The sequence below is a fragment of the Pseudomonas sp. UBA6699 genome (genome assembly GCF_002454615.1).
GTDB lineage: Bacteria > Pseudomonadota > Gammaproteobacteria > Pseudomonadales > Pseudomonadaceae > Aquipseudomonas > Aquipseudomonas juntendi.
Genome location: NZ_DKJF01000023.1, coordinates 113,471 through 138,197 on the forward strand (window position 1 = coordinate 113,471; position 24,727 = coordinate 138,197).

Annotated in this window: 21 protein-coding genes and 1 pseudogene; 14 read left to right on the top strand and 8 right to left on the bottom strand. The window is 63.1% G+C overall.

The annotated features are described in order from the left end of the window. Nucleotides 1–8: 8 nt before the first annotated feature. Entirely contained in the window at nt 9–1,730 is a 1,722-nt protein-coding gene (locus B3361_RS05170) for an FAD-dependent oxidoreductase (RefSeq protein WP_054904035.1), read from the bottom strand. On the opposite strand from B3361_RS05170, the gene B3361_RS05175 reads away from it, so the two are divergent. After that, on the top strand, nt 1,639–2,403 hold the full coding sequence (locus tag B3361_RS05175) for an IclR family transcriptional regulator domain-containing protein (protein ID WP_054904036.1): 765 nt from the start codon (nt 1,639–1,641) through the stop codon (nt 2,401–2,403). The genes B3361_RS05170 and B3361_RS05175 overlap by 92 nt on opposite strands. Nucleotides 2,404–2,427: 24 nt before the next feature. Here B3361_RS05175 and B3361_RS05180 read toward each other — a convergent pair whose 3' ends face one another. Beyond that, nucleotides 2,428–4,278, bottom strand: a complete 1,851-nt coding sequence (locus B3361_RS05180) for an ABC transporter ATP-binding protein (protein WP_054903955.1) — start codon at nt 4,276–4,278, stop codon at nt 2,428–2,430. 392 nt (nt 4,279–4,670) lie between these two features. On the opposite strand from B3361_RS05180, the gene dapA reads away from it, so the two are divergent. Beyond that, nucleotides 4,671–5,537 (top strand): 4-hydroxy-tetrahydrodipicolinate synthase, encoded by an 867-nt coding sequence (dapA, locus tag B3361_RS05185; RefSeq protein WP_054903956.1) that lies wholly within the window; start codon nt 4,671–4,673, stop codon nt 5,535–5,537. Between the two features lie 129 nt (nt 5,538–5,666). Beyond that, nucleotides 5,667–6,560 carry a LysR substrate-binding domain-containing protein gene (locus B3361_RS05190; protein WP_054903957.1) on the top strand — a complete coding sequence of 298 codons (894 nt, stop codon included), beginning with the start codon at nt 5,667–5,669 and terminating at the stop codon, nt 6,558–6,560. Nucleotides 6,561–6,570: 10 nt separating this feature from the next. Here B3361_RS05190 and B3361_RS05195 read toward each other — a convergent pair whose 3' ends face one another. Next, entirely contained in the window at nt 6,571–7,440 is an 870-nt protein-coding gene (locus B3361_RS05195) for a DMT family transporter (protein WP_054904037.1), read from the bottom strand. 122 nt (nt 7,441–7,562) lie between these two features. Here B3361_RS05195 and B3361_RS05200 point away from each other — a divergent pair, with 122 nt between their 5' ends. From B3361_RS05200 to B3361_RS05215, 4 genes are all read left to right on the top strand, one after another. Next, nucleotides 7,563–8,945 carry a PLP-dependent aminotransferase family protein gene (locus B3361_RS05200; RefSeq protein ID WP_054903958.1) on the top strand — a complete coding sequence of 461 codons (1,383 nt, stop codon included), beginning with the start codon at nt 7,563–7,565 and terminating at the stop codon, nt 8,943–8,945. A 159-nt stretch (nt 8,946–9,104) separates the two neighbouring features. Further along, nucleotides 9,105–10,316, top strand: a complete 1,212-nt coding sequence (chrA, locus tag B3361_RS05205; RefSeq protein ID WP_054903959.1) for a chromate efflux transporter — start codon at nt 9,105–9,107, stop codon at nt 10,314–10,316. A gap of 122 nt (nt 10,317–10,438) precedes the next feature. Beyond that, nucleotides 10,439–11,008 carry a TetR/AcrR family transcriptional regulator gene (locus tag B3361_RS05210; RefSeq protein WP_054903960.1) on the top strand — a complete coding sequence of 190 codons (570 nt, stop codon included), beginning with the start codon at nt 10,439–10,441 and terminating at the stop codon, nt 11,006–11,008. Nucleotides 11,009–11,068: 60 nt separating this feature from the next. Then, nucleotides 11,069–11,545, top strand: a complete 477-nt coding sequence (locus B3361_RS05215; RefSeq protein WP_054904038.1) for a DUF1348 family protein — start codon at nt 11,069–11,071, stop codon at nt 11,543–11,545. 55 nt (nt 11,546–11,600) lie between these two features. On the opposite strand, the gene B3361_RS05220 is transcribed toward B3361_RS05215, so the two are convergent. Further along, entirely contained in the window at nt 11,601–13,091 is a 1,491-nt protein-coding gene (locus B3361_RS05220) for a PLP-dependent aminotransferase family protein (RefSeq protein WP_054903961.1), read from the bottom strand. A 91-nt stretch (nt 13,092–13,182) separates the two neighbouring features. Here B3361_RS05220 and B3361_RS05225 point away from each other — a divergent pair, with 91 nt between their 5' ends. From B3361_RS05225 to B3361_RS05235, 3 genes and pseudogenes are all read left to right on the top strand, one after another. Further along, nucleotides 13,183–13,665 (top strand): GNAT family N-acetyltransferase, encoded by a 483-nt coding sequence (locus tag B3361_RS05225; protein ID WP_054903962.1) that lies wholly within the window; start codon nt 13,183–13,185, stop codon nt 13,663–13,665. A gap of 31 nt (nt 13,666–13,696) precedes the next feature. Next, nucleotides 13,697–14,371, top strand: coding sequence for an FMN-dependent NADH-azoreductase (locus tag B3361_RS05230; RefSeq protein ID WP_154211011.1), 675 nt, complete (start codon nt 13,697–13,699; stop codon nt 14,369–14,371). Continuing rightward, nucleotides 14,372–14,542: pseudogene (locus B3361_RS05235) on the top strand (carboxymuconolactone decarboxylase family protein); the annotation flags it as partial. Between the two features lie 52 nt (nt 14,543–14,594). Here B3361_RS05235 and B3361_RS05240 read toward each other — a convergent pair. The 3 genes from B3361_RS05240 to B3361_RS05250 are packed head-to-tail and all read right to left on the bottom strand — an operon-like array spanning nt 14,595 to nt 16,746. Next, the gene (locus B3361_RS05240) at nt 14,595–15,065 is read right to left on the bottom strand and encodes an arsenate reductase ArsC (RefSeq protein ID WP_054903963.1); all 471 of its coding nucleotides are present in this window, start codon (nt 15,063–15,065) and stop codon (nt 14,595–14,597) included. A 28-nt stretch (nt 15,066–15,093) separates the two neighbouring features. Further along, the gene (locus tag B3361_RS05245; protein ID WP_029885760.1) at nt 15,094–16,377 is read right to left on the bottom strand and encodes an arsenic transporter; all 1,284 of its coding nucleotides are present in this window, start codon (nt 16,375–16,377) and stop codon (nt 15,094–15,096) included. Nucleotides 16,378–16,398: 21 nt separating this feature from the next. Next, complete coding sequence (locus B3361_RS05250) at nt 16,399–16,746, bottom strand: metalloregulator ArsR/SmtB family transcription factor (protein ID WP_154211013.1); 348 nt, start codon at nt 16,744–16,746, stop codon at nt 16,399–16,401. 154 nt (nt 16,747–16,900) lie between these two features. Between B3361_RS05250 and B3361_RS05255 the strand changes: the two genes are divergently transcribed. Further along, the gene (locus tag B3361_RS05255) at nt 16,901–18,034 is read left to right on the top strand and encodes an aminotransferase class V-fold PLP-dependent enzyme (protein ID WP_029885762.1); all 1,134 of its coding nucleotides are present in this window, start codon (nt 16,901–16,903) and stop codon (nt 18,032–18,034) included. Between the two features lie 35 nt (nt 18,035–18,069). Here the strand turns inward: B3361_RS05255 and B3361_RS05260 are convergent, their stop codons facing one another. Next, nucleotides 18,070–19,314: a DUF1835 domain-containing protein gene (locus B3361_RS05260; protein ID WP_054903965.1), complete on the bottom strand. Its 1,245-nt coding sequence runs from the start codon at nt 19,312–19,314 to the stop codon at nt 18,070–18,072. A 359-nt stretch (nt 19,315–19,673) separates the two neighbouring features. Between B3361_RS05260 and B3361_RS05265 the strand changes: the two genes are divergently transcribed. The 3 genes from B3361_RS05265 to B3361_RS05275 all read left to right on the top strand — a co-directional run bounded on the left by B3361_RS05265 (nt 19,674) and on the right by B3361_RS05275 (nt 24,519). After that, on the top strand, nt 19,674–21,299 hold the full coding sequence (locus B3361_RS05265; RefSeq protein WP_286920127.1) for a methyl-accepting chemotaxis protein: 1,626 nt from the start codon (nt 19,674–19,676) through the stop codon (nt 21,297–21,299). A gap of 323 nt (nt 21,300–21,622) precedes the next feature. Then, complete coding sequence (locus tag B3361_RS05270; protein ID WP_154211014.1) at nt 21,623–23,695, top strand: type VI secretion system Vgr family protein; 2,073 nt, start codon at nt 21,623–21,625, stop codon at nt 23,693–23,695. Next, on the top strand, nt 23,695–24,519 hold the full coding sequence (locus B3361_RS05275) for a hypothetical protein (protein ID WP_177331321.1): 825 nt from the start codon (nt 23,695–23,697) through the stop codon (nt 24,517–24,519). Before B3361_RS05270 ends, B3361_RS05275 begins: the two co-directional genes overlap by 1 nt. The last annotated feature ends 208 nt before the right edge of the window (nt 24,520–24,727 follow it).

Below are 24,727 nucleotides of genomic sequence, written 5' to 3' on the forward strand. Positions count from 1 at the left end.
TAGCGGCTTTAGACAGCGCTGAATGGCGCTGGCAAGGCATGCAGCATGTCGGGCAAACCCGCCCCGGAACTGCTCAACGCCTTGCCAGCGATATAGCCAAAGGTCATGCCCGGCCCCAGGGTAATACCGCCGCTCGGGTAGTGCCCGCCCATCACGCTGTGCATATCGTTGCCCACCGCATACAGCCCGGGAATAGGCTGCGCCTGCTCGTTCAGCACCCGGGCCGCCGCGTCTGTTGCCAGGCCGGCAAACGTTCCAAGGCTGCCGGGCAACAGCTTGACCGCGTAGAACGGCCCGTTCAGCAGGGGCCGTAGCGAGGGGTTGGGCCCGTGCAACGGTTCCCCTTGGGCGCGGTTATAGGCTGACGCGCCTCGGCCGTAAACGGGGTCCAGGCCTTGGGCCGCATGCTGGTTGAACGCCGCCACCGTGCACTGCAACTGCGCCGCATCGATGCCACAGCGCTGCGCCAGTTGGGCCAGGCTGTCGCCCTTGTGCAAGTAGCCACAGCGTTGGTAGATGCGGGTGGAGAACGGAAAGGGTTTGGCCCAGCCAATGCCATAGCGCCGTTGCGCGGCATGGTCGCAGATCAGCCAGGCCTGCGCCGGCTCGCCCTGCGGCGTGGCGGCGAACAATGCATTCATGAAGTCGTGGTAGCAGTCGGCCTCGTTGGCGAAGCGCCGGCCATCGCTGCGTACCGCAATGAAACCGGGTTTGGCGCGGTCGACCAGGTGTGGAAAGTGGCCATGACTGCCATCGCGGCGTGGCACCTGCGACACGGGTGCCCAAGCCCCGGCATGGGCACCGCAGCTATGTACCTGGCCACCGGCCTGTTCGCCCAGGCGCAGGCCGTCCCCGGTGTTTTCCCGGGGCGCGGCAGAATAATGCTGGTGACCTTGCGGCGCATGCGGCACCAGTTGCGCAATACGCTGACGATCATGCGGGAAGCCCCCGCAAGCCAGCACCACGCCACGGCGCGCATGAATCACCTCGCCGTCGGCAAACTGTGCGCCGCCGACCCGGCCTGAGCCCAGCAGGCGCGTGGCCGCCTTGCCGGTCAGCACGGTCACGCCCAGATCGAGCGCACTGCGCAGCAGGCGTGCCACCAGCGCGTTGCCATTGACCAGCTGCTGGCCGCGACGGTGCAGCAGCAGATCGCGGCCATGGCGCAGCAGCCGCCTGCCGACATGCATGGCCGCCTTGGGCGAGCGGGTGGCGTTGAAGAAGGCGGCCATGTCGGCGCCCCCGGCAATGCCCATGCCGGCCAGGCTGAGAATGTCCAGCGGCGGGCGCAGCTTGCGCAGCCAAGGCCCCAGCCGGCGCCCGTCGTAGGGCAGTGCGCACAGCGAGCGGCCGCCGTGCGCACTGCCGTCACCTGCGTGCATGTCGGGCATGCGGCTGCCGCTTTGAAACTGCACGGCAGTGTGCCGCTGGAAAAACGCCACCATTTCCGGGCCGTGGTGCAGAAACGCCCGTTGGCGTGCATCCAGTTCACTGACATGGGTTTGCGCGCGCAGGTAGCGCTCCGGGGCGTCGCCCGTCTCGACGATGCCCTCGGCAACGGCCAGCGGGTTGCGGGGTATCCACAGCCAGCCGCCCGACCAGGCGCTGGTGCCACCCAGGTGGGTGGCCTTTTCGGCGATGATTACCTGCTGGCCATGGTGTGCCGCAGTCACGGCGGCCGCCAGGCCTGCCCTGATGCAGGTGTTCAGTGCCGAGCAGCCGCGCCTCAGTGTGCCGCAAGCCGCCCGCCTGTCAGGTCTCACCCCCAGCGCTGCGCGGCGTTTTCTGCTGACCTTGGTGCATGAGGGTTTCGCCCAGACCGACAGCCGTGAGTACTGGCTTACGCCCAAGGCCTTGCGCCTTGGGCAGGCCTATGTGGACTCGGCGCAATTGCCGCGCATGCTGCGGCCGATCATCGAGCAGGTGGCGCGGCATACCCAGGAGCATGTGTCGGTAGGCACCCGCGATGGGGACGAAATCATTCACCTGGTGCGCAGCCGCTACAGCCATGTGGCGTCGTTATCGATCCAGCCAGGTTCGCGGGTGCCGATGTATTGCACGGCCGGGGGGCGGGTGTGGCTGGCCTGGCTGGGGGAGGGCGCGCAGGCCGAATACTTTGCGCGTAACGCGCTGCAGGCGTTGACGCCGTATACGCAGACTGACCCTGTGCTGCTGCAGGCCGAGTTGCAGCGGGTGAAGGCGCAAGGGTTCTGCATCGTCGACCAGGAATATGAAATCGGCATGCGCGTGCTGGGTGTGCCGTTGCTGGACCGCGCCGGCCAGTTGCAGGCGACCCTGACCATTACCACCCATGCCTCACGCTTGAGCATGGATGAAATCCGCTTGCGCTATCTACCGGCACTGTACGAGGCCCAGGCATTGTTGCGGCCGGTGCTGGGTTGAGCCCAGCACCGCAGGCCGCCGGGTCTACAGGGCGTCGGCCATAACTTGGTCTTCGCCCAGGAAGCCGCCACTCTGGTGCTGCCACAGCCGGGCGTAGGTCCCTTGCTTGGCCAGCAGTTCGGCATGGGTGCCTTGCTCGATGATGCGGCCCTCATCCATCACGATCAGCCGGTCCATGGCCGCGATCGTCGACAAGCGGTGGGCAATGGCGATGACCGTCTTGCCCTGCATCATTTCATCCAGGCTCTCCTGAATCGCCACTTCCACTTCCGAGTCCAGCGCACTGGTGGCTTCGTCCAGCAGCAGGATCGGCGCGTTCTTCAACATCACCCGGGCAATGGCAATGCGCTGGCGCTGCCCCCCAGACAGCTTGATGCCGCGCTCGCCCACCAACGTGTCGTAACCACTGTTGCCCTGGCGGTCGCTGAGCTGGTCGATGAACCCATCGGCCTGGGCATTGGCGGCGGCGGCGCGGATCTGCGCGTCGGTCGCATCCGGGCGGCCATAGGCAATGTTGTCGCGAATCGAGCGGTGCAGCAGTGAGGTGTCCTGGGTGACCATGCCGATCGCACTGCGCAGGCTGTCCTGGGTGACCTTGGCAATGTTCTGCCCGTCGATGCGGATTTCACCTTGGTCCACGTCATAGAAGCGCAGCAACAGGTTGATCAAGGTGGACTTACCGGCACCCGAGCGCCCCACCAGGCCGACTTTCTCGCCGGGGCGTATGTGCAGGGTCAAGTCGTTGAGCACCTGGCGCTCGCCGTTGTAGTTGAAACTGACCTGGTCAAAACTGACCGCGCCACCTTTGCTCACCAGCGTGGTCGCATCCGCTGCATCCTGCACCTTGGGGCCGCGGGTCAGGGTGCCCATGCCGTCCTGTACGGTACCGATGTTCTCGAACAGCGAAGTGATCTCCCACATGATCCAGTGCGACATGCCGTTGATCCGCAGGGCCATGGCAGTGATCGCGGCTACCGCACCGGCGCCGACCTGGCCCTGGTGCCACAGCCACAGTGCATAACCGCCGGCGCCCATGATCAAGGCCACGACCAGCGCCTGGTTGACGATTTCGAACAGGCTGACCAGGCGCATCTGGCGAAAGCCGGTCTGCTTGAAATCCTCCATGGCGGCACGCGCGAAATGCGCTTCACGGTTTGAATGTGAGAACAGTTTCACCGTGGTGATGTTGGTGTAGGCGTCGGAAACCCGCCCGGTCATCGACGAGCGGGCGTTGGCCTGTTCCTGCCCGACCTTGCCCAGGCGGGGGACGAAATAGAGCATGGCCAGGCCGAACAACAGCACCCAGGCAATGAAGGGCAGCATCAGTTTCAGGGCAAAACCACCGGCCAGGGCGATGATCGCGATGAAGTACACGCCGATCCCGGGCAGGATCTCGATAAGGGTGAACAACACGTCGCGTACTGCCAGTGCTGTCTGCATCACCTTGGTGGTGACCCGGCCAGAAAATTCGTCGGAGAAGAACGACAAGCTCTGGCGCAGCATCAGCCGATGGAAGTCCCAGCGCAACCGTAGCGGCAAATTGATTGCCAGCACCTGGTGCTGCACCATGGTGCGCAAGGCCACAAGCCCGACGCTGACCACCAGCACGATACCGATGCCCCACAGCACGCGGCTTTCCTCGGGGCTGACGGTGCTGCCCGCCTGCCAGGCGGCCAGCAGGTCCACTACCTGGCCAAGGAAGGCGAACAGCCAGGCCTCATAGACCGATACCCCGGCACTGAGCAATGCCAGCACCAGGATGTAACCACGGGCGCCGCGCGTACAGGCCCACATGAAGCGCAACAGCCCCATGGGCGGCGGCGGCACCTCGTCGGGCGGGAAGGGGTCGAGCCTGCGCTCAAAAATACGAAGCATGCTTGTCTCCGGGCATCTGCTTTGGCGTAACCGATAACCATACAGCACTGGGCGCAATCCGCCTGCCAATAGACACCTGCGGCGCACATTCGATCAAGCCGGCGGGCTTGACAGGTGTCTGCTTCCCCTACCATTATCCAGCCATCTCCACGCAACGGGCTTGCCAGCATGTCCATGACCAACCACGCCATCTTCGCTTCGGGCTTCAATGCCCAGGCTGGTGCGTGCGTTGCCGTTGCCAAGAAATCCAAGAAACAGCCGCTCATCTGACCGAGGCGCGCTGTCTCGTCAGGTGGGCTGACGAGACAGAAGGCGCAAGGCAACCCCGCCCCGACTCCCTCCACTCTTCGCCCTGCTGACGCTGACTTTCGGTCAACATCAGGAGTTTTTGCATGTCGAATTTCCGTGGTATCTGGATCGCCCTCGTCACGCCCATGCGCGCGAATGAAATCGACTTCGCCGGGCTGGAAAAGCTGGTGAAGCATTTGCTCGAAGAGGGCGTGGCCGGTTTTGTGGTGTGCGGTACTACGGGTGAGGCTGCGGCGCTGTCCAAGGCCGAGCAACTGGCGGTGCTGGATGCCGTGCTGGGCTGGGTGGAGCCGGGCAGGGTGGTGATGGGGTTGTCGGGTTACAACCTGGATGAACTGCTGGCCTTCCAGGCGCAGGTCCAGCAGCGGCCGCTGGGCGGGCTGCTGGTTCCCGCACCGTGCTATATCCGCCCTTCGCAAGCGGGTATCGAAGCCTTCTTCCGCACCGTCGCCGATGCCGCCCGCGTGCCGGTGATCGTCTACGACATACCTTACCGTACCGGCGTACGCATCGAGCAGGAAACCCTGCTGCGTATCGTGCGCCACCCGCGCATTGCTGCGGTCAAGGACTGCAGTGGCGACCTGGAAACCACCCTGGCGCTGATCCAGGACGGTAACGCCCAGGTGCTGGCCGGTGAAGACCTGCAGATCTTCAACAACCTGTGCCTGGGGGGCGCGGGGGCCATTTCGGCTTCGGCGCATGTGCGGGCGGACCTTTACGTGCGCATGCTGCGCCAGGTGGACGCAGGTGACTGGGCGGCGGCACGCGGTACTTTCTACCAACTGCTGCCATGGCTGAAAATGGCCTTTGCCGAGCCCAACCCGGCTGTGGTCAAGGCGGCATTGATGCTGCAGAACCTGATTGGCGATGAGGTGCGCGCCCCTATGCAGGCGTGCACGGCGGCGACCCGGGGCAAGCTGCAAGAGGTGCTGGCCGCATTCGGCGCCTGAGCCAGGGTATCTTCACGGGGGCACGGGGAGTAGCATCGGCCCCATCCGCCTTCACCGCGTCCAGGTTTTCGACCTGGAGCTGTGTCAGAAGGCATCACGCCCCCTCGACCCGGTAGCCTTGCCACAGCCATGCCAGACGGTTTCCCAGCGTTGCCCTCGCTTAACGCGCTACGTGTTTTTGAAGTGGTCGCCCGCCACCTGAACTTTCGGCTGGCGGCCGAGGAGCTGGGCGTGACCCAGGCCGCTGTTGCGCAACAGGTACGCGGGCTGGAGGCGAGCCTTGGCCTGCGCCTGTTCGAGCGCCTGCCCCGCGGCCTGGCGCTGACCGATGCGGGCCTGGGCTACAGCGCCAGCATCCGCAACGCCCTGGCCATGATCGATGAGGCGACGCGCCTGCTCCGGCCACAGGCTGCCCACCTGACGGTCAGCGTGACCCCGACCTTTGCCTCGAAATGGCTGATACCCCGGCTCGGCGCGTTTGCCCAGCTCCACCCAGACATCGATTTGCGGGTGTTGGCGACCGATCGGTTGTCGCACTTCGGCACTGACAGCGTGGATGTTGCCGTGCGCTATGGCAACCCGGACGTCGGCGCGGGGCTGAACAGTGAACGGTTGATGGAGCAGCGGATTGTCGCGGTAGCCAGCCCGGCCCTGTTCAAGGGGGCCCACGCGCCCACTAGCTTCGCGCAATTGCAAGCGTTCGTCATGCTGCACGACGCCCACGATTTCTGGCCCAGGTTCCTGGCCGAGTTGTTCCCCCAGCACGGTCAACCCAGCGCCCGGAATCTGCGCTTCAACCAGACCTCGCTGGCTATCGACGCCGCCCTCAGCGGGCAGGGCATTGCCTTGGCCAGCCTGGCCTTCGTCAACGAGGACATCGCCGCTGGCAGGTTGAGGCAGGTGTTCGACCATGAATTGCGGCTCGACAAGTCGTTCTACCTGGTATGGCCACGCAAGCTGCAGCAACCCAAGGCGCTTGGTACCGTGCTGCAATGGCTCAAGGACCAGGCCGGCCCTCGCTGAGCCGGTTCGGCTAGTGTGCGTACTTCCTTGCCCCGGCCACACACATCACCGCCCCCAGCGTGACCACCAGCATCATCCAGCTGACGTGTTCGTGCAGCAACAAGGCTGCCAGGCCAAGCCCCATGAAGGGTTGCAGCAGTTGCAGTTGGCCCACGGCCGCAATGCCACCCTGCACCAGCCCCCGGTACCAGAACACGAAGCCGATCAGCATGCTGAACAGGGACACGTAGCCAAAGCTGAACCATGCAGGGGCGCCTGCCCTGGCCAACACATCCGCGGTCGGCAGGTTGGCGATGGTCAGCAGCAGCATCAGCGGCAGCGCCACGATCAAGGCCCAGCTGATCACCTGCCAGCCCCCCAGCCTTCTGGAAAGGCGCGCGCCCTCGGCGTAACCCAACCCGCAAACCAGCACCGCCGCCAACATCAGCAGGTCACCGCTTGCCGACGCTTCGGCGCCATTGAGCAATGCGTAGCCTGCGACCAGCCCGGCACCTGCAAACGAGAACAGCCAGAACAACGGCCGCGGCCGCTCCCCGCCACGCAGTACGGCAAACCCGGCGGTGCACAGGGGTAAAAGCCCCACGAACACGATGGAGTGGGCAGAACTGATGTGCTGCAGGGCCAATGCCGTGAGTAGCGGAAACCCGATCACCACGCCCAGTGCGGTCACGGCCAACGGCAGCAAGTCAGCACGTTGCGGGCGAGGCTGCCTCAGCAAGATCAGTACGAGCGCACCCAGCAGGCCGGCGATGGACGCCCTGGCGCAGGTCAGGAAGGTGGGCTCGAAAGCTGCCACAGCCACCCGCGTTGCCGGTAACGAGCCAGCAAAGATGGCGACGCCGATAAACCCGTTGATCCACCCGCTTGTTGTTTTTTCCATGGCCATACCCTTCGTTCATTCAGGCCCCAGTACAGCACCGACAACACGAGGAAGGCCATGTACAATCCAGTACAGTTGAACCGAACTGTTATGCCTATGAAACCAGTACAGTCGAGGGTGTGATGAGCCGGAACGGAACGCGGATTGATGCGGTGATGGGCGAAATCAAATCGCGGATAGCCTCGCGAACCTATACCCCTGGTGCCAGAATACCCTCGGTGCGGGCCATGGCGCGGGCCCTGCAGGTGTCGGTGTCTACCGTGCTGGAAGCCTATGAACGCTTGATGGCCGAGGGGCTGCTCAATTCCCGCCCGGGCTCTGGCTTTTACGTCGCCGGGCCGGTCGCGCCATTGGTGCTGACCGAACTGGCGCCCAGGCTCGACCGGGAAGTGGACCCGTTGTGGATCTCGCGCCAGTCCTTGGAAACTGCCAGCGACGCGATGAAACCGGGGTGTGGCTGGCTGCCTGCCGCCTGGATGTACGAGGCGGGCATGCGCAAAGCGTTGCGCACCCTGGCGCGTTCCGACACCGTGAAGCTGACCGACTACGCCTCACCGCTTGGGCATCCGCCGCTCAGGCAGTTCTTGTCGCGGCGTTTGGCGGGGACCGGGATCGAAGCCCTGGCAGACCACATCATGCTCACCGAGTCCGGCACCCATGCCATTGACCTGATTTGCCGCTTTCTGCTGCAGCCGGGTGACACGGTGCTGGTCGACGACCCGTGCTATTTCAATTTCCACGCCCTGCTCAAGGCACACAGGGTGAACATCGTCAGTGTGCCCTACACGCCGGCAGGCCCGGACATCGAGGCGTTCGGTGCTGCCTTGCGTGAGCATGCGCCACGGTTGTACATAACCAATGCCGGGATTCACAACCCGACCGGCGCCAGCCTGTCGCCGGTCACGGCACACCGGCTGCTGAAGTTGGCCGACAGCTCCAGCCTGGTGATCGTGGAAGACGAGATTTTCGCGGATTTCGAGGCCACACCGGCGCCTCGCCTGGCGGCCTTCGACGGGCTTTCGCGGGTCATCCAGATCGGCAGCTTTTCCAAGACCATCTCCGCCTCCATTCGCTGCGGCTACATTGCTGCGCGTGGTGAATGGATCGAGAGCCTGGTCGATCTGAAGATTGCCACCACCTTCGGCGGTGGCCGCCTCGGTGCAGACATCATTTACCAGGCCATTACCGACAGTGGCTACCGCAAACACATGGAGGGTGTTCGCCAACGCCTGGCCCAGGCAATGACCACAACGGTCGCCAGGCTGCGCGCCCTGGGCATCGAGCCTTGGATAACGCCCCAGGCAGGCATGTACGTGTGGTGCCAGTTGCCCCACGGTAAAGATGCCGCCACGCTGGCCAAGGCCTGCTTGAGCGAAGGCGTGGTGCTGGCCCCTGGCAATGCATTCAGCCAAGCCGGTACTGCCGGTGATTTCCTGCGTTTCAACGTGGCCCAATGTGCAGATGACAGAATCTGGGACGTGTTGGCGCGGGCGTTGCGCGGTTGAGAGGTCTAGGGCCCGGCGCCATCCCCGTTGCCCGGCCGGGCGGTGACCCGTAAGGTTCAGTGGCATCTGCTTCATCAGGTCGCAATGCCAGGTTCATGCTGTGGCGTTCGGATTTTGGATTATCGTTTGGCGCAATCGCCAGTCATGGATCAAACGAATATGAGCGATACCCTTCAGGCCGACCGTAGCCACTGGGCTGTTTTCCTGATTTTTTTGCGATTGGGCCTGACTTCGTTTGGCGGCCCCGTCGCACACTTGGCTTATTTCCGGGATGAATTCGTTGTGCGTCGACAATGGCTAAGCGAGCGCAGTTATGCGGATTTGGTCGCCCTTTGCCAGTTTCTGCCCGGGCCTGCAAGCAGTCAGGTCGGCATCGCGCTTGGGCTGAGCCGCTTGGGCTATGGCGGTGCACTGGTTGCCTGGATGGGCTTCACCCTACCGTCGGCGATTGCCTTGATCCTCTTCGCTCAGGGCCTGGCCAGCTATGGCGATGCGGTGCCCACTGGCGTGTTGCACGGTTTGAAGGTGGTGGCGGTGGCGGTAGTCGCACAGGCGGTATGGGGTATGGCGCGTAATGCGTGCACCGATGCACCGCGTATGGCCATCATGGCGGCAGCCACTTGTTTCGTGCTGCTGCTGCCGTCCGCTTTAGGGCAAGTGGGCGTCATTGGCGTTGCCGCACTCATCGGTCTATTGCTGTTCAAGCCCCAGCCAGGGGCATGCCATGATTCACTGCCCATCAGCATTCGCCGTCGCGCAGGCTTATGCTGGCTCGCCTTGTTCTTGACCTTGCTGCTGGGCCTGCCGCTCCTGGCAACGTTGTTCCCCGGTCAGATGCTGTCGATGCTGGACGCTTTCTACCGTTCGGGCTCGCTGGTCTTCGGTGGCGGGCATGTGGTGCTACCGCTATTGGAGGCGCAAGTCGTGCCATCTGGGTGGGTCGACAAAGACGCATTCCTGGCTGGCTATGGCGTGGCTCAAGCCGTCCCAGGGCCGCTTTTCACCTTCGCAGCCTACCTTGGCGCCTCGATGAACCAGGCGCCCAGCGGCTGGGTGGGGGGCCTGAGCTGCCTGGTGGCGATTTTCGCGCCTGCGTTCCTGCTCGTTGTGGGTGTCTTGCCGTTCTGGCAGCGGCTGTTGCGCAACAGCGGCACCCAAGCGGCACTGCTGGGCATCAATGCGGCAGTGGTAGGGCTATTGCTTGCCGCCTTGTATCAGCCCGTATGGACGAGCGCGATTCGCGCCCCACATGACGTTGGCCTGGCCCTTGTGGCGCTGGTTGCCTTGATGTTCTGGAAATTGCCGCCGTGGCTGGTTGTACTCGGCAGCGGTGGCCTGGGCTGGCTGTTGGATATCGCCCTGACAGGCTGATTGCTGATGTCTGCAATCGCGGGGGGATTGCCCGGAGCGTTGCGTCACTGCCCCGCTGGCCTGAAAACATAAATCACCGAAAGGTGCTTGACCGTAGAGAACGATCGTTCTACATTGGCCCCATGAGCAGACCAACGATAGATCACAGAGACCAGATCTTGGCGACCGCCGAGAAACTCATCTACGAAAACGGGATTCATGCAACGGGCATGGATTTACTGGTGAAAACTTCGGGCGTGTCGAGAAAGGGCATCTACAACCACTTCGCCACCAAAGATGATATTGCCGCTGCGGCCTTGGGTGCCCGCGACGTACGCTGGATGCAGTGGTTCAGGACTGAATGCGATAAAGCAGCCACGCCATACGCTCGCATACTGAACATGTTCACTGTGTTGAAAGGCTGGTTCGAGTCGGATGGTTTTCGCGGTTGTGCATTCATCAACACGGCAGGCGAGGTCGGGGACCCTGAAGACCCCATCCGCCAGATCGCTAAGTTGCACAAGCAGAAACTCCTGGACTACACGCTTGAACTGGCTGAGCAATTGAATGTTCGGCAACCGTTGGTCTTGGCCCGGCAGTTGTTTGTCCTGATCGAGGGCGCGATCACCACGGCGCGTGTCATGGGGGATTATCACGCTGCTGATGATGCCATGGAAGTTGCGCAACTTTTGCTGAAAGAGTTTGCGCCCTGACGTTTGAATGCCTGAAGTTGTAATCACACTTTGCTGCCCAACTCGACTGGAGACATGATCATGTCCAATGCCCAAGCTCGCCCGCCACTTCCACCTTTTACCCGTGAAACAGCCATCGAGAAAGTTCGACTCGCTGAAGATGGCTGGAACAGCCGTGACGCGGAGAAAGTCTCGCAGGCCTATACGCTGGATACCCAATGGCGTAACCGCGTTGAGTTCGCCACCAACCGCGAAGAAGCGAAAGGTTTCCTGACCCGCAAGTGGAAAAAAGAGCTGGATTACCGCCTGATCAAAGAGCTCTGGGCGTTTACCGATAACCGCATCGCCGTGCGTTACGCCTACGAGTGGCATGATGATTCCGGTAACTGGTTCCGCTCCTACGGTAACGAGAACTGGGAATTCGAAGCGGATGGCCTGATGCACCGTCGCTTCGCCTGCGTTAACGATATGCCTATCAAGGAAAGCGAGCGCAAGTTCCACTGGCCATTGGGCCGCCGCCCGGATGACCACCCTGGGCTGAGCGAGCTCGGGCTGTAAGTGATCTTCCGCCTGAGCGTCTTCGTTGGCGAGCTAGCCCTGCCCACAGAACGCATCAGGGCTCACGGTTGTTTGCCAGAAGATTTGCAGCCGGTGCGAGGGGCCGCGGCGAGTGGCTTAGCTTCTCGCTGATCAATGCGCCGAGCTGCTCAGCCTGGGCAGCGCTGGCGCAATTGGTGAAGCTCAGCAGCAGCCCTGAACGGCGGGGAAGCGCCAGATGCCAGCGCGACAGGGCCTGTACCGCGATCCCCTTGGCGAGCAATTGCTCCGCCAGGAGGGTGTCACTTACCCCCTGCGGCAGGCGCAGCAGCAAATGCATGCCGCCTGGAGACCGCTCGACATGCCAACCTTTGGGCAAGCTCCGCTCCAGTGCGCCGACGGTCAAGGCCCGGCGTTCGTTGTAGAGCCGGCGCATACGTTGGATATGACGGGTGAAGTGGCCCTCGGCAATGAACTGCGCCACCAGGGCCTGGGTCATCGAGGGTGAACCGCCGGAAAACAGTGCGTGGGCGACCCGCTCGAACGCTGCAACCTGAGCCAGGGGCACCACCAGGTAGGCCAGGCGGATACCGGGGAACAGCACTTTGCTGAAGGTGCCCGCATACAGCACCCGCCCATTGCGATCCAGGCTGGCAAGCGGCGGGAGCGGGCGGCTGACATAGCGGTACTCGCTGTCGTAGTCGTCCTCCACGATCCAGGCCCCGGTGCTGGCGGCCCAGTCCAGCAGCAGTTGCCGTCGCGGCAGCGACAAGGCCATGGACAGGGGGCTCTGATGGCCCGGTGTGACCATGGCGACCTGCGCCGCCCTGGCGTTGGCGATAGCCTGCTCGACATTCATGCCCTCGGCATCCACTGCCACCCCCTCCAGTTCAAGCCCGAATTGGTGCAGTACCTGGCGCGTGACGGGATAACCCGGGTCTTCAACCCAGGCACGCTCGCCGTTGCGCAACAACGTCTGCGCTACCAGCGACAGGCTGCTGCGCCAACCGCTGGTGATGAACACCTGCTGGGCCGTGCAAGCGATGCCCCGTGACATCTGCAGGTACGAGGCAATCGCGCTGCGCAGTGCTGGCAGCCCAAGGGGCGGCGGGTAGTCCAGGTCACCCGGCTGCACCCCGCGCAGGTAGCGAGCACCCAGGCGCGCCCAGATCTTGCGCGGGAAGGCATCCATCGCCGGCAAACCCATTTGAAATGGCAAAAGCTGTGGCGGGCGCCGCAGGGCGTCCGGGTCCTCGGGACCGTCACTGGCCGGGGGCTGCCCTGTCGCCGCGGCTGCGGGCGGGCGCAGCTCAGGGTTGACCACGGTGCCTTTCTGCTTCAGGCCCAGCAGGTAGCCCTCACTGGTGAGCAACGAATAGGCAAGCTCGACGGTGCCACGTGCCACCCCCAGCTCCTTGGCCATGGCCCGCGCAGACGGCAAGCGGTCACCCGGCGCCAAGGTGCCTGCTGCTATCGCGGCGAGCACACGGTTGTAGAGTTGCCGGTAGAGCGGCGCGGCGGAGCGCTCATCGAGCGGTGCGAAGGATGGAGAAGAAAACGTCATCATGGCCTAGTTCATATACCCTTTCTTGGCTCATTCAAATGGGTTGAACGTGGTTCATCATAGCCCCGTCACCCATCGAGCGAGCTTTGCCACCATGACGTTCACCCCGGCCCCCTCAGTACCGCGTGAGCCTGACCTGGCTGATTCGGACCTGCGCTATCTGGACGGCGAGAATGACCTGCATCTCGCGTTCCCGGTCATGCAGCAACTGCGCCCGCACCTGGCTGGCGAGGCCGACTTCATCGGCCGCGTCCAGCGTATGCGCGCTGAAGGCTATCGGCTGCTCGGGGGCTTCGACTCAGGCCAACTCGTGGCGCTGGCAGGTTACCGCCTTCAGGAAAACCTGGTCTACGGGCGGTTCCTGTATGTGGACGACCTGGTCACCGCCGAAACGCAGCGTGGCCAGCAGTGGGGCGCACGATTGCTGGCTGCCTTGCAGCGGTTGGCCCAGGCCACGGGGTGTGCGCGCCTCGTGCTCGATACCGGGTTGGCCAATACCCGCGCCCAACACTTCTATTCCCGTCAAGGCCTGCACAACAGTGCCACGCGCTTCCAAAAACAGTTCGCTGCGCCTTGAGCGGCAGCACGTCTCTCAACGAGGTAACTTCATGACGTCGTCAGAGCAGCCCAGGGCGCCTTTGCGCATTCTTCGCCTGATCGCCAGCCCGAACGGTCAGGCATCAGAAAGCTTCAAACTGTCCCAGCACATTCTGCTCGGCTTGGCCGTGCAGGCTGGCAGACGCGGTATCCAGGTCACCGATTTCGACCTCAATGACCTGGCGCCCGTCGACGCCGGGTATGCCCAGGCCCTGGCCAACCCAGGAGGGCCTGAAGCCGTAGCGCAAGACGGCACATTGAACCGTTCCGACGAACTGATTGGCCAGTTGCAGGCCTGCGACCTGCTGCTGATTGCCACGCCAATGCATAACTACAGTGTGCCAGCACCGCTCAAGGCCTGGATCGATCACGTGGTACGGGTCGGCATCACGTTCCTGAGCACTGCGGCAGGCAAGGTGGGCACGGTGGTGGATCGGCCGGTTTATGTGGCTGTAGCCTCCGGGGGCTACATCAGCGGGCCGAATGCCCGCCAACCCGACTTTCTCCGGCCATACCTGTCCGCCGTACTTGCCACGATTGGCCTAAAGCAGGTCAATTACTTCACCCTCGAGGGCACCGCCAGAGGGGCGGAGTTTCTGCAAGCGGCCAGGGCTGCTGCACAGGCTGAAGTGCAAGGGTTCTTCGCCGCGTCTTCCAAGCCGCTACCGCAGGGGCAACACGCATGAGAGGAAGTGACCCGGGTCAGTGAGACGCACGTATCGGACGATGCCTACGCCGCCGCGTCGGCCGCGTTCACAGAAAAAGATTTGGTCGAGCTCACCGCGGCCATTGCCGCGATAAACGCGTTCAACCGCATGGGTGTCAGCTTCCGCTTGCGACCGGCCGCAAAAGCGTGAGGGTTGGTGGCAGGGGTTCAGGCCTGTAGCGGCGACCTCCTGCCCGTGATGCTTAAAGCGTACCGATGCGAGCCAGCGCTTGCTGCAGCTGATCGCGTTGCAGCGTGTCGAAGGGCAGGGCGAAGAATGCTTCGCAACGGGCTGTTATCCGCGCCAACGTGGCGTGGAAAGCCGCGTCGACGGTCGCTGCATCGCCCTCTACATCGGACGGGTCCTCCAGGCCCCAGTGCGCCTTCAGTGCCGTGCCGAAGTACACCGGGCAGGCTTCGCCGGCGGCCTTGTCGCACACGGTGACCACGATGTCGGGCGGGCACCCCTCGAATGCCTCGTTACCCTTGCTGCTCAGGCCCTGGGTCGAAATGCCGGCCTGCTGCAGGGTGGTCAGGCTGCGAGGCAACACCTGGCCCTTGGGAAAACTGCCGGCACTGACGGCTTCAAAGCCGTCAGGCGCCAGGTGATTGAACACGGCCTCGGAAAGGATGCTGCGGCAGCTGTTGGCCGTGCACATGAACAGAACTCGCATAGGGGCTCCTCCGCTTGCTGGCGGACTATCAGAGGCTAAGGCGCAGTGCCAAAGCCGAAAGGGTGATCAACAGCACGGGCAGGGTCAGCAAAATGCCGACCTTGAAGTAGTAACCCCAGGTTATCCGCACGCCTTTGCGCGCCAGCACATGCAGCCAGAGCAGTGTTGCCAGGCTGCCGATAGGGGTAATTTTCGGGCCCAGGTCGCAGCCAATCACATTGGCGTAGATCATCGCCTCGCGCACCAGGCCTTGCGCTTCGCTGGCCTGGATCGACAACGCGCCGACCAGCACGCTGGGCATGTTGTTCATGACCGAAGACAGCAACGCTGCGATCAACCCGGTGCCCAGGGTGGCACTCCACAGCCCTTGTTGAGCCAGGCGGTCGAGCAGTTGGGTGAGCATGTCGGTCAGGCCGGCATTTTTCAGCCCGTAGACCACCAGGTACATGCCGAGCGAGAAAATCACCACCTGCCAGGGGGCCTCGCGCAGCACGCGGCGGGTCGCAATGCGCTGCCCGCGCGCGGCGACCGCGAACAGTAGGGCGGCACACACGGCTGCCACTGCACTGATCGGGATACCCAGTGGCTCAAGTGCGAACAGGCCCACCAGCAACGCCAGCAACACCCAACCCCCGACCGTGAAGGTGGCACGGTCGTGGATCGCTTCGCCGGGCGTTTTGAGGGCTGCAACGGTGTAGTGCTGCGGTATGTCACGGCGAAAGTACAGCGACAGTACCACCAGCGTCGCGGCGACGCTGGCCAGGTTCACCGGCACCATCACCGAAGCGTACTCGGCGAAGCCCAACCCGAAGTAATCGGCCGAAACGATGTTCACCAGGTTGGAGACAACCAGCGGCAGGCTGGCGGTATCGGCGATAAAGCCGGCGGCCATGACGAAAGCCAGCGTCGCAGCCGGCGAGAAACGCAGTGCCAGCAGCATCGACATTACGATGGGGGTGAGGATCAGCGCCGCACCGTCGTTGGCGAACAATGCCGACACGGCAGCACCGAGGAGTACGCAAAAGGCGAACAGGCGGTAGCCGCTGCCATTTGCCCAGCGCGCCACATGCAGGGCTGCCCATTCGAAAAACCCGGCTTCGTCGAGCAGCAGGCTGATGATGATGACGGCGATGAACGTGAACGTGGCGTTCCAGACGATGCCCCAGACCGCCGGGATGTCGTGCAGCGAAACGGCACCTGTGGCAAGGGCGATGACCGCGCCGAGCGCGGCGCTCCAGCCAACGCCAAGCCCTTTGGGCTGCCAGATGACCAGGGTAAGGGTGAAAACGAAGACTGCAATGGCGACCAGCATAGGGTTCTTTCTCGTTGTTGATCAGCAGCAGGCAGAGCCCCGGACAGGGCGGCCATCCATGTTCTGCAGGCGTTGGGTGTTGTGTGCCAACCATTGCTCGTTGGCCTGTAGCGTCGCCTGCAGAACCGCATTGACCCAAGTGGGCAGGTCCGGGTTGAGGCGGTAATACACCCATTGCCCCTGGCGTCGGTCCAGCAACAGGCCACTGCTGCGTAGCTGGGCCAGGTGGCGGCTTATCTTCGGCTGGCTGTCGTTCAGCGCGCACATCAACTCGCAGACGCAAAGTTCACCCAGCCTGGCGATCAGCAGGGTGACGCGGGCACGGGTTTCGTCGGCCAGGCATTTGAACACTTCAGGTGGGGTAATCATGGCAGGGTCTTTACATATGGAAATCCGAATATACGTATTTCCATATGTATTGTCCAAGCGGATTTGTGAGCTGCCGCCGCGGCCGCGCCTTGTCATTTGCCGGGGCTTGAGGCAGGGTCGAGGGCAATGACGTCTCTGCCAAAGGAGCCAGCCCATGTCAAAGCTTTATCCCAGTGTCGACCCCGAGGGTTTGATCGAGTACTCGGTGGTGTACACCGACCGCTCCCTCAACCATATGTCACAGGCATTTCAGGGCGTGATGAAGAACATCTCCGGCACCTTGAAACAGGTGTACAACGCCCAGGGCGTGGCCGTGGTGCCGGGCAGTGGCACGTTTGGCATGGAAGCAGTGGCGCGGCAGTTCGCCACTGGCCAGCAGTGCCTGGTGATCCGCAACGGCTGGTTCAGTTATCGCTGGAGCCAGATTCTCGAGATGGGCAACATTCCGGCGGCTACCACGGTGCTGAAAGCCAGGCCGGTGGAAACCGGGCGCCAGGCAGCCTATGCGCCACCGCCGCTGGATGAAGTGCTGGCGGCGATTGCGGCACACAAACCGCAGGTGGTCTTTGCCCCGCATGTCGAAACGTCATCCGGGATCATGCTGCCCGACGACTACCTGCGCGCGGTGGGTGAGGCCGTGCATGCAGTGGGCGGCTTGTTCGTGCTGGACTGCATCGCCTCCGGCGCGGTGTGGGTCGATATGCACACATGCGCCGTCGACCTGCTGCTCAGCGCCCCGCAGAAGGGCTGGAGTGCTTCCCCATGCTGCGCCTTGGTGATGTTCAGTGCCCTGGCCCTGCAACGCATCGAGCAGACACAGAGCAGCAGTTTTGCCTGCGACCTGAAAAAGTGGCTGCAGATCATGCAGGCTTATGAGCAGGGCGGGCATGCCTACCACGCGACCATGCCTAGCGATGCACTGGCAAGGTTCAACGGCGTGATGAACGAGATGCGCGCCTACGGCTTCGACGCACTGCGGGCCGAGCAACAGGCCCTCGGCAAGCGGGTGCGCGCCCTGTTGACCGGCAAAGGCATCAAGAGCGTGGCCGCCAGCGGTTTCCAGGCCCCGGGTGTAGTGGTGAGCTACACCGATGATGCCGCCATCAAGAACGGCAGCAAATTTGCCGACCACGGGCTGCAGATCGCCGCTGGGGTGCCGCTGCAGTGCGATGAGCCGGCAGATTTCCAGACTTTCCGCATTGGCCTGTTCGGGCTGGAAAAACTGCAGCATATCGAGCGCACCGTCAGCACGCTGGAGCAGGCGCTGGAGGAGGTGCTGGCGGAATAAGGCTTCCCGCCAACCCTTGCAGCCAAGCCGCGTCGCTATTGTCGTCGCCAGACCTCGCCTTGCTCGCTAACCACCCAAGGCTTGTCAGCCGGGTCGATGCATACCCCGCCTACCCAACGCTGAGCAGGGCGCTGGTCGAGCCAGTGGCGCTGGCCGGCCAGCACCTGTTCGGCGAGTGCGGTCAGCCGTAATGGCCGATGGGCCCAGGCGTCGCCCGGGCCTTCGCGCAGCAGCGGGTGGGGTGTATGGAGCAACGGCTGCAGGAGGGCATGGAACATCATGTCGCCCAGGTAAGGGAGCGGCTCATCCTGCTGCATCAGTTGGGTAAACACGCGTCCGGCTGGCAGCTCCCCATGCGATGCCAGAACGCGCAGCAGCAGGCGTTCGGTCAGGCTCAAGCCGTCGCTGGGGCCAGGCAGCTCTTGCAGCTGGCGCGCCAGTGCCCGGCCCAACAGCGGCAAAGGCCGGTGCTGGCGGCCAGCGAGGGCGGCCCAGGCTTGGGGTTCAGCGGCGGTGTAGGCAGCCCAAGCCTGGCGCGCCAAGGTCAGTGCATCCTCACCCAGCGCGCGACGTTGTGGCCATAGCCAGGCCAGCAGATCCGGGGCCAGTTGGCCGATACCGATGAAGCGCTCTACGCCAGGGACCTGGTCGATTTCGATCAGCTCCAGGCGTCGCGGCAAACAGGGCAGGCTGGCGAGCACGCGGATCAGGAACAACTGGTCGTAAGCGTCGGCTTCGCACCACAGCACCAGCTGACTGTCGCCGTTCAAACCGGCCAATGCGGCTTGCTGTGCAGCCTGGCGCGGGGCGACAGCCTCGGCGCTGAGGTTGAACGCTTGCTGTATGAACGCGCCGCGCACCGGCCAGTACCGATCTTCTGGCAGGGCCGGCACCGGCCCCATCACCATGGGGTCGTCGAACATCTGGAAAGCGCCGGCAAACCCCGCAACCCGCAAGCTGTGGGCAATATCGTTACCGCAGCGCCAATGCTGCACGGCGGCTTCGTCATCGGCAGCGAAGCCAGGCTGGCGTGCGGCGAACGCTACGGCATCGGCATGCGCCTTGAGCTTGGGCCAGCTGGCGAAGCCGGCTTCGCGGGCCACCAGCCATTGGGTATCGGCAAGGCGATAATGGGGGCCAGGCAGGCCAAGGGTGCGCAACTGTTCCCGGGCGTCGTCGGCCTGGTGGTGCTTCAGGGCGTTGAGCAAACGCTTGGCGCGTTTGCGCAAAGCGGCAAGATCGAGCAGGCCATGGTGGCGGGATGCATGGATGGTGGGCATGCCAACTCCTTTGAGGCTCGGTCCGCCGACAAGCCTGGAGCTGGTATGGAAACAGGTTATCGCATGGCTCGGGTAACCCCTTTGCGCGGACCGCAGGCGCAGCCAGCGCCAGGGCTCGACTTTAACCGCATCGCGGCTTGGCTGGCAAACCCAGGCTTTCCCTGCCAAGCCCGCCAACGCATGCGCTGCCAGGCACCGCGCGAGTTGCTTGGCGAGGCCCCGCATGCAGGCAACATCTGTGCGGTTACCGCCCACAAGCATGCCTGAGCCCCTCAAGCCGGCGCCGCGCCGCTCCGATAGCAGCACACCCACCGTCGAATCACCGATCAGAAGTGGTGCCAACCAGGAGTACTGCCCGCATGCTTGCCAACTTGAAGATCCGCACCGGAATGTTCTGGGTATTGTCGCTGTTCAGCCTGACCCTGCTGTTTTCCACCCTCAGTGCCTGGCGAGCGGCGGTTGGCAGTGACCAGCAGATCACCGAACTGGACCAGACTGCGCACCAGTCGGACCGCTTGAACAATGCCTTGCTGATGGCCATCCGTTCCAGCGCCAACGTGTCGTCGGGCTTCATCGAGCAACTCGGCGGCCACGACGACAGTGCTGCCAAGCGCATGGCACTGTCGCTCGAGTTGAACGAAAAAAGCCAGAAGCTGGTCGACGAATTCGTCGAAAACAGCCGCGAGCCGGCCCTGCGCACTTTGGCGACCGAGTTGCAGGCGACCTTCGCCGAATACGCCGCCGCGGTGGCCGGGCAGCGTGAGGCCACCCGCCAGCGCTCGCTGGAGCAATACTTCAAGGTCAACGTCGACGCCGGTAACGCCATGGGCCGGTTGCAGGCGCTACGTCAGCAACTGGTTGGCGAATTGGGCCAGCGTGGCCAGCAGATCATGCTCGAATCCGATCGCCGCCTGGCCCGTGCGCAGTTGCTCAGCCTCGGCCTGCTGGCGCTGACCTTGGCCCTGGCAGCCCTGTGCTGGGGCTTCATCGCCCAGCGCGTGCTGCACCCCCTGCGTGAGGCCGGCCAGCACTTTCAGCGTATTGCCGGGGGCGACCTGAGCATGCCAGTGCAGGCACAAGGCAGTAACGAGATCGGCCAGCTGTTCCACGAGTTGCAGCGTATGCAGCAAAGCCAGCGCGACACCCTGGGCCAGATCGGCCGCTGTGCCCGGCAACTGGACGAAGCCGCCACTGCGCTGGACGCGGTAACCGAGCAAAGCGCCAAAAACCTGCGCCAACAAGGCTTGGAGCTGGAACAGGCAGCCACTGCCGTGACCGAAATGACCACCGCCGTGGAGGAGGTTGCACGCAATGCGATCAGCACCTCGCAGACCACCAGCGAGTCCAACCAGCTAGCCACGCAAAGCCGCCACCAGGTCAGCGACAATATCGACGGCACCGAGGCCATGACCCGCGAGATCCAGACCAGCAGTACCCACCTGGAGCAGTTGGTGGGGCAGGTGCGCGATATCGGCAAGGTGCTGGAAGTGATCCGCTCGGTCTCCGAGCAAACCAACCTGCTGGCGCTGAACGCCGCCATCGAAGCGGCGCGTGCCGGGGAGGCGGGCCGCGGCTTTGCCGTGGTGGCCGATGAAGTGCGTACGCTGGCCTACCGCACGCAACAGTCGACCCAGGAAATCGAGCAGATGATCGGCCGAGTACAGGCCGGCACCGAAGCGGCAGTGGCGTCGATGCAGGCCAGCACCCACCGTGCGCAGTCGACCCTGGACGTCACCCTGGCCTCGGGGCAGGTGCTGGAGGGTATCTACAGTGCGATTGGCGAAATCAACGAACGCAACCTGGTCATCGCCAGCGCCGCCGAAGAGCAGGCGCAGGTTGCGCGCGAAGTGGATCGCAACCTGCTGAACATCCGTGAACTGTCCAACCATTCGGCGGCCGGGGCGCATCAGACCAGCGCTGCGAGCAAGGCACTGTCGGGCCTGGTGGGGGAGATGACGACCTTGGTCGGGCAGTTCAAGCTTTGAACGCCTTCGGCCCTGAACATTTACGAGCCTCGCAGAGATCGAGCGGCCCTCGCGCAGCGCTCGGTCTCTCGGCGCGCGCCTGTCATCGAAAACTCAGCCGACATTTCCTACGTTACGCCGGGAAGTGCTGGACTTCTCGCAGAATCGGTTCCCCGCTAGCGTTCATGTCTTCAGTTTGCCGGAAGACAAGGACCTCTTCATGCACCACCCACCTCAAGGCCGCGGGGCCTTCTGTTGCTACCGATTTCGCCTGAGCGCTGAGCAGCGCCGGAGTGCTGCAGTCGCTCGACAGCCTTGTCTCAAGGTGGTAGCCGGGAGTCCGCATGCCTAGCCAGTCCGATCTGCGGTTCAGCTTCGAGGCCTTGGCCGGCCGGGTTGAGTTCGAAGTGGTTTCATTCGAACTCGAAGAGGCCATCAGCGCGCCGTTCCAACTGCACCTGGAACTGATCAGTTTCGACGCGGATGTCGACTTCGGCCTGCTGCTCGACAAGCCTGGGCTGTTCACGGTCTGGCGTGGCGAGCAGCCGCTGCGCCATGTGCACGGCCTGGTCAGCAGTTTCAGCCAAGGCGAGACCGGCATGTTTCGTACCTACTACCACGCGTTGATCGAGCCGCAACTGGCCCGCGCCAGGCTGCGTTCGAACTGGCGCATCTTCCAGCACAAGACTGTGCCGCAGATTATTGAACTGATGTTGCAGCGCCAGGGCATCAACCGCTTCGAAATCAAGAGCCTCGGCGAGCATCAGGTTCGCGAGTTCTGCGTCCAGGCCGGTGAAACCGACCTCGACTTCATCGCCCGGCTGGCAGCCGAAGAAGGCTTTGTCTACCGCTTCGAGCACACGCCACAACAGCACCGCCTGGTCATTACCGATCGGCTGCTGGCGTTTGGCACTATCAGCCGCGGCGCGGTCCGGGCCGATGACCTGCAAGCGGTAGATGAGGGTGATATCGACCCCGACCACGTGCTGTATCACGCCAACAGCGGTGGTGATCAGGCCGTGCCGTGCCTGCGGCGCCTGCGTTACAGCGAGCAGGTCCGCAGCACCCGGCAGGTGCAGCGGGACTACACCTTCACCCACCCGCGCTACCGCCAGGAGCATCGGGCCGCTGACAGCAGCATCCCCCATCAAACGCTGGCCTACGAGCGTTTCGACTACCCTGGGCGCTACAAGCGGGACGCGGTCGGCGTACCGTTCACGGCCACGCGCCTCGCGGCGCTGCGCCACGACGCGCATGTTGCCGAGGTGCAGGGCGATGATGTACGCCTGCAACCAGGGCTGAGTTTCACGCTTGTCGGGCACCCGCGCGAAGACCTGAACGTGCATTGGCGGCCGATCCGCGTGCACCATGAAGGCGTGCAGTTCACCAGCCTGCAGGAAGAGGCAGGCAGCGCCGACCAGGGCACCCGCTACGTGCAGCGTGCCATGCTGGTGCCGGGCACCCGCGAATGGCGCCCGGCCCCCCTGGCCAAACCCCGTATCGATGGCCCGCACATGGCCACCGTGGTCGGCCCGCCCGGCGAAGAGATCTACTGTGACGAGTGGGGCCGGGTCAAGGTCAGTTTTCCCTGGGATCGGGAGAGCAAGGGCAATGAGTTCAGCTCTTGCTGGGTCCGGGTTTCGCAAAGCTGGGCAGGCGGCAGTTGGGGCTCGATGGCCATCCCGCGTATTGGCCAGGACGTGATCATCCAGTACGTCAATGCCGACCCCGACCAGCCGCTGATCATCGGGCGTACCTACTGCGGTGATCAGCTTCCGCCGTATGACCTGCCGGAGCACAAAACCCGCATGACCATCAAGAGCCAGACCCACAAGGGCAATGGCTTCAATGAGCTGCGCTTCGAGGATGAACTGGGCAGGGAGGAGGTGTTCATTCATGCCCAGCGCGACTACAACACGGTGGCCGGCAACGACGAAACCACGCGTGTCGGGCGCAATCGGCTGGAGCAGGTGGGCAATGATCAGCAACTTAGCATCGGTAACCACTATCGCCAGGAAACCGGGGGCAACCACAACCAGTTCATCGGGCAGAACTGCCAGGTCGAGATCAAGCATGACCTGACGCACCAGGTCGGTAACAACCGCAGTGAAGCGACCCTGGGCTGTCAGCAGGTTCTCGTCGGCAAGGACAGCGCCTTGGTGGTCAAAGGTGCGCAACGGGTCGAAGTCGGCAACGGCATGCAGCAGCGCACTACGGTGTATCAGCTGCATGCCAGTGAGCGCATAGAGTTGAAAACCCCAGGTGGCTGCATCGTGCTGGACCGGCGCGGTATCACCCTCAATGGCCAGACACTGAACCTGATGGGGCAAACCCAGGCGACTGCGCAGGGGGCAGGCAGCGCTACGTCGCTGACATTGACGCCGAACGCTGCCAGCACCTGTGAGGGAAAGCTCTGATGACGGCTGATGAACTGGCCCACGTGATCGAACAGCAGCATGCGCCCACCCTGTACAGCTATGTGTTGGTCGACCCCCTCGCGCCCGAGGACAAAGGCGATCCAGCCTTGCTCGCCCAGCTTCGCGAGGCATTGGGGGCGAGCGCTTTGATGCGTGTACCCAGGCCCGACCTGGTGCATGTGCCACACCTGCATCCTGTACTGGTATGCCTGGCTGTGCCCGGTGCGCTGCCCAGCCGCGCAATATTGGAATTGACCGCCCGGGGAGCCGTGCGTGGGTTGTTTCAGCCAAGGCGCTACGTATGCGGCTGGGTGTTCAGTGAACAGCCAGCGGCCGACATCGCAGCTCACCTCAGTTGCTTGTGCCGGTTACCCGACAACCCTCCTGAGGTATGGGTCAGTCGAAGCTTGTTTGGCAAGGGGGGCGAAGTTCCTAACGTTCGTTGGGATTCGGTCGAGTGGGCAGATATAGCCATAGCGGAGCTTAATGCTGAAACTCTTGGGCTTCAAATTGGACTGAATTTTGACTCGGTTTTGGTCAGCGATATCGCAATACGCAAAGTTGGTGGGTTGGCCGGCTTGGTTGTTGAGCAAAAACTAAAATTTCAAATTAGGTTGCCCCGGTATGATGAGGTCAATTCAGGGTGTGATTGGGCGTTACTAGTACATCGCGCAGGTGATGGTGAGTTTCCTGGCTGCCATAGTGGAGAGTTGGTAGCATCCGGCAGCTATGATTCTGATTGCCCGGAGCTTCTCAACCAAACAAAAAAGTTTTCAAATTGCTCTGCTCCACGTTTCCGGACTATCGGACCGATGTTTCTCTGATGTTAAGTATGCATACGCATCCAGAATACGCGCCGTCATTAGAATTGACTGGTGTGATAGCGCTAATGCCGACCGCTGGTGCGCACACCATTAAATCGGCCACACTGACGGTTGCGTATTGGCCAGATAAAAATATTTCAAGCGCACGCCTCGAAAGTCGGGTGCAGGCGGAGAATGCATGAGCGTCAAGCACAGACCATTAGCATAT

Excerpts from the sequence above, each read along its gene's own strand:
- B3361_RS05175 (WP_054904036.1), top strand. The coding sequence starts at position 1,639 with ATGATTACCTGCTGGCCATGGTGTGCCGCAGTCACGGCGGCCGCCAGG.
- B3361_RS05180 (WP_054903955.1), bottom strand. The coding sequence starts at position 4,278 with ATGCTTCGTATTTTTGAGCGCAGGCTCGACCCCTTCCCGCCCGACGAG.
- dapA (WP_054903956.1), top strand. The coding sequence starts at position 4,671 with ATGTCGAATTTCCGTGGTATCTGGATCGCCCTCGTCACGCCCATGCGC.
- B3361_RS05190 (WP_054903957.1), top strand. The coding sequence starts at position 5,667 with ATGCCAGACGGTTTCCCAGCGTTGCCCTCGCTTAACGCGCTACGTGTT.
- B3361_RS05195 (WP_054904037.1), bottom strand. The coding sequence starts at position 7,440 with ATGGAAAAAACAACAAGCGGGTGGATCAACGGGTTTATCGGCGTCGCC.
- B3361_RS05200 (WP_054903958.1), top strand. The coding sequence starts at position 7,563 with ATGAGCCGGAACGGAACGCGGATTGATGCGGTGATGGGCGAAATCAAA.
- chrA (WP_054903959.1), top strand. The coding sequence starts at position 9,105 with ATGAGCGATACCCTTCAGGCCGACCGTAGCCACTGGGCTGTTTTCCTG.
- B3361_RS05210 (WP_054903960.1), top strand. The coding sequence starts at position 10,439 with ATGAGCAGACCAACGATAGATCACAGAGACCAGATCTTGGCGACCGCC.
- B3361_RS05215 (WP_054904038.1), top strand. The coding sequence starts at position 11,069 with ATGTCCAATGCCCAAGCTCGCCCGCCACTTCCACCTTTTACCCGTGAA.
- B3361_RS05220 (WP_054903961.1), bottom strand. The coding sequence starts at position 13,091 with ATGATGACGTTTTCTTCTCCATCCTTCGCACCGCTCGATGAGCGCTCC.
- B3361_RS05225 (WP_054903962.1), top strand. The coding sequence starts at position 13,183 with ATGACGTTCACCCCGGCCCCCTCAGTACCGCGTGAGCCTGACCTGGCT.
- B3361_RS05230 (WP_154211011.1), top strand. The coding sequence starts at position 13,697 with ATGACGTCGTCAGAGCAGCCCAGGGCGCCTTTGCGCATTCTTCGCCTG.
- B3361_RS05240 (WP_054903963.1), bottom strand. The coding sequence starts at position 15,065 with ATGCGAGTTCTGTTCATGTGCACGGCCAACAGCTGCCGCAGCATCCTT.
- B3361_RS05245 (WP_029885760.1), bottom strand. The coding sequence starts at position 16,377 with ATGCTGGTCGCCATTGCAGTCTTCGTTTTCACCCTTACCCTGGTCATC.
- B3361_RS05250 (WP_154211013.1), bottom strand. The coding sequence starts at position 16,746 with ATGATTACCCCACCTGAAGTGTTCAAATGCCTGGCCGACGAAACCCGT.
- B3361_RS05255 (WP_029885762.1), top strand. The coding sequence starts at position 16,901 with ATGTCAAAGCTTTATCCCAGTGTCGACCCCGAGGGTTTGATCGAGTAC.
- B3361_RS05260 (WP_054903965.1), bottom strand. The coding sequence starts at position 19,314 with ATGCCCACCATCCATGCATCCCGCCACCATGGCCTGCTCGATCTTGCC.
- B3361_RS05265 (WP_286920127.1), top strand. The coding sequence starts at position 19,674 with ATGCTTGCCAACTTGAAGATCCGCACCGGAATGTTCTGGGTATTGTCG.
- B3361_RS05270 (WP_154211014.1), top strand. The coding sequence starts at position 21,623 with ATGCCTAGCCAGTCCGATCTGCGGTTCAGCTTCGAGGCCTTGGCCGGC.
- B3361_RS05275 (WP_177331321.1), top strand. The coding sequence starts at position 23,695 with ATGACGGCTGATGAACTGGCCCACGTGATCGAACAGCAGCATGCGCCC.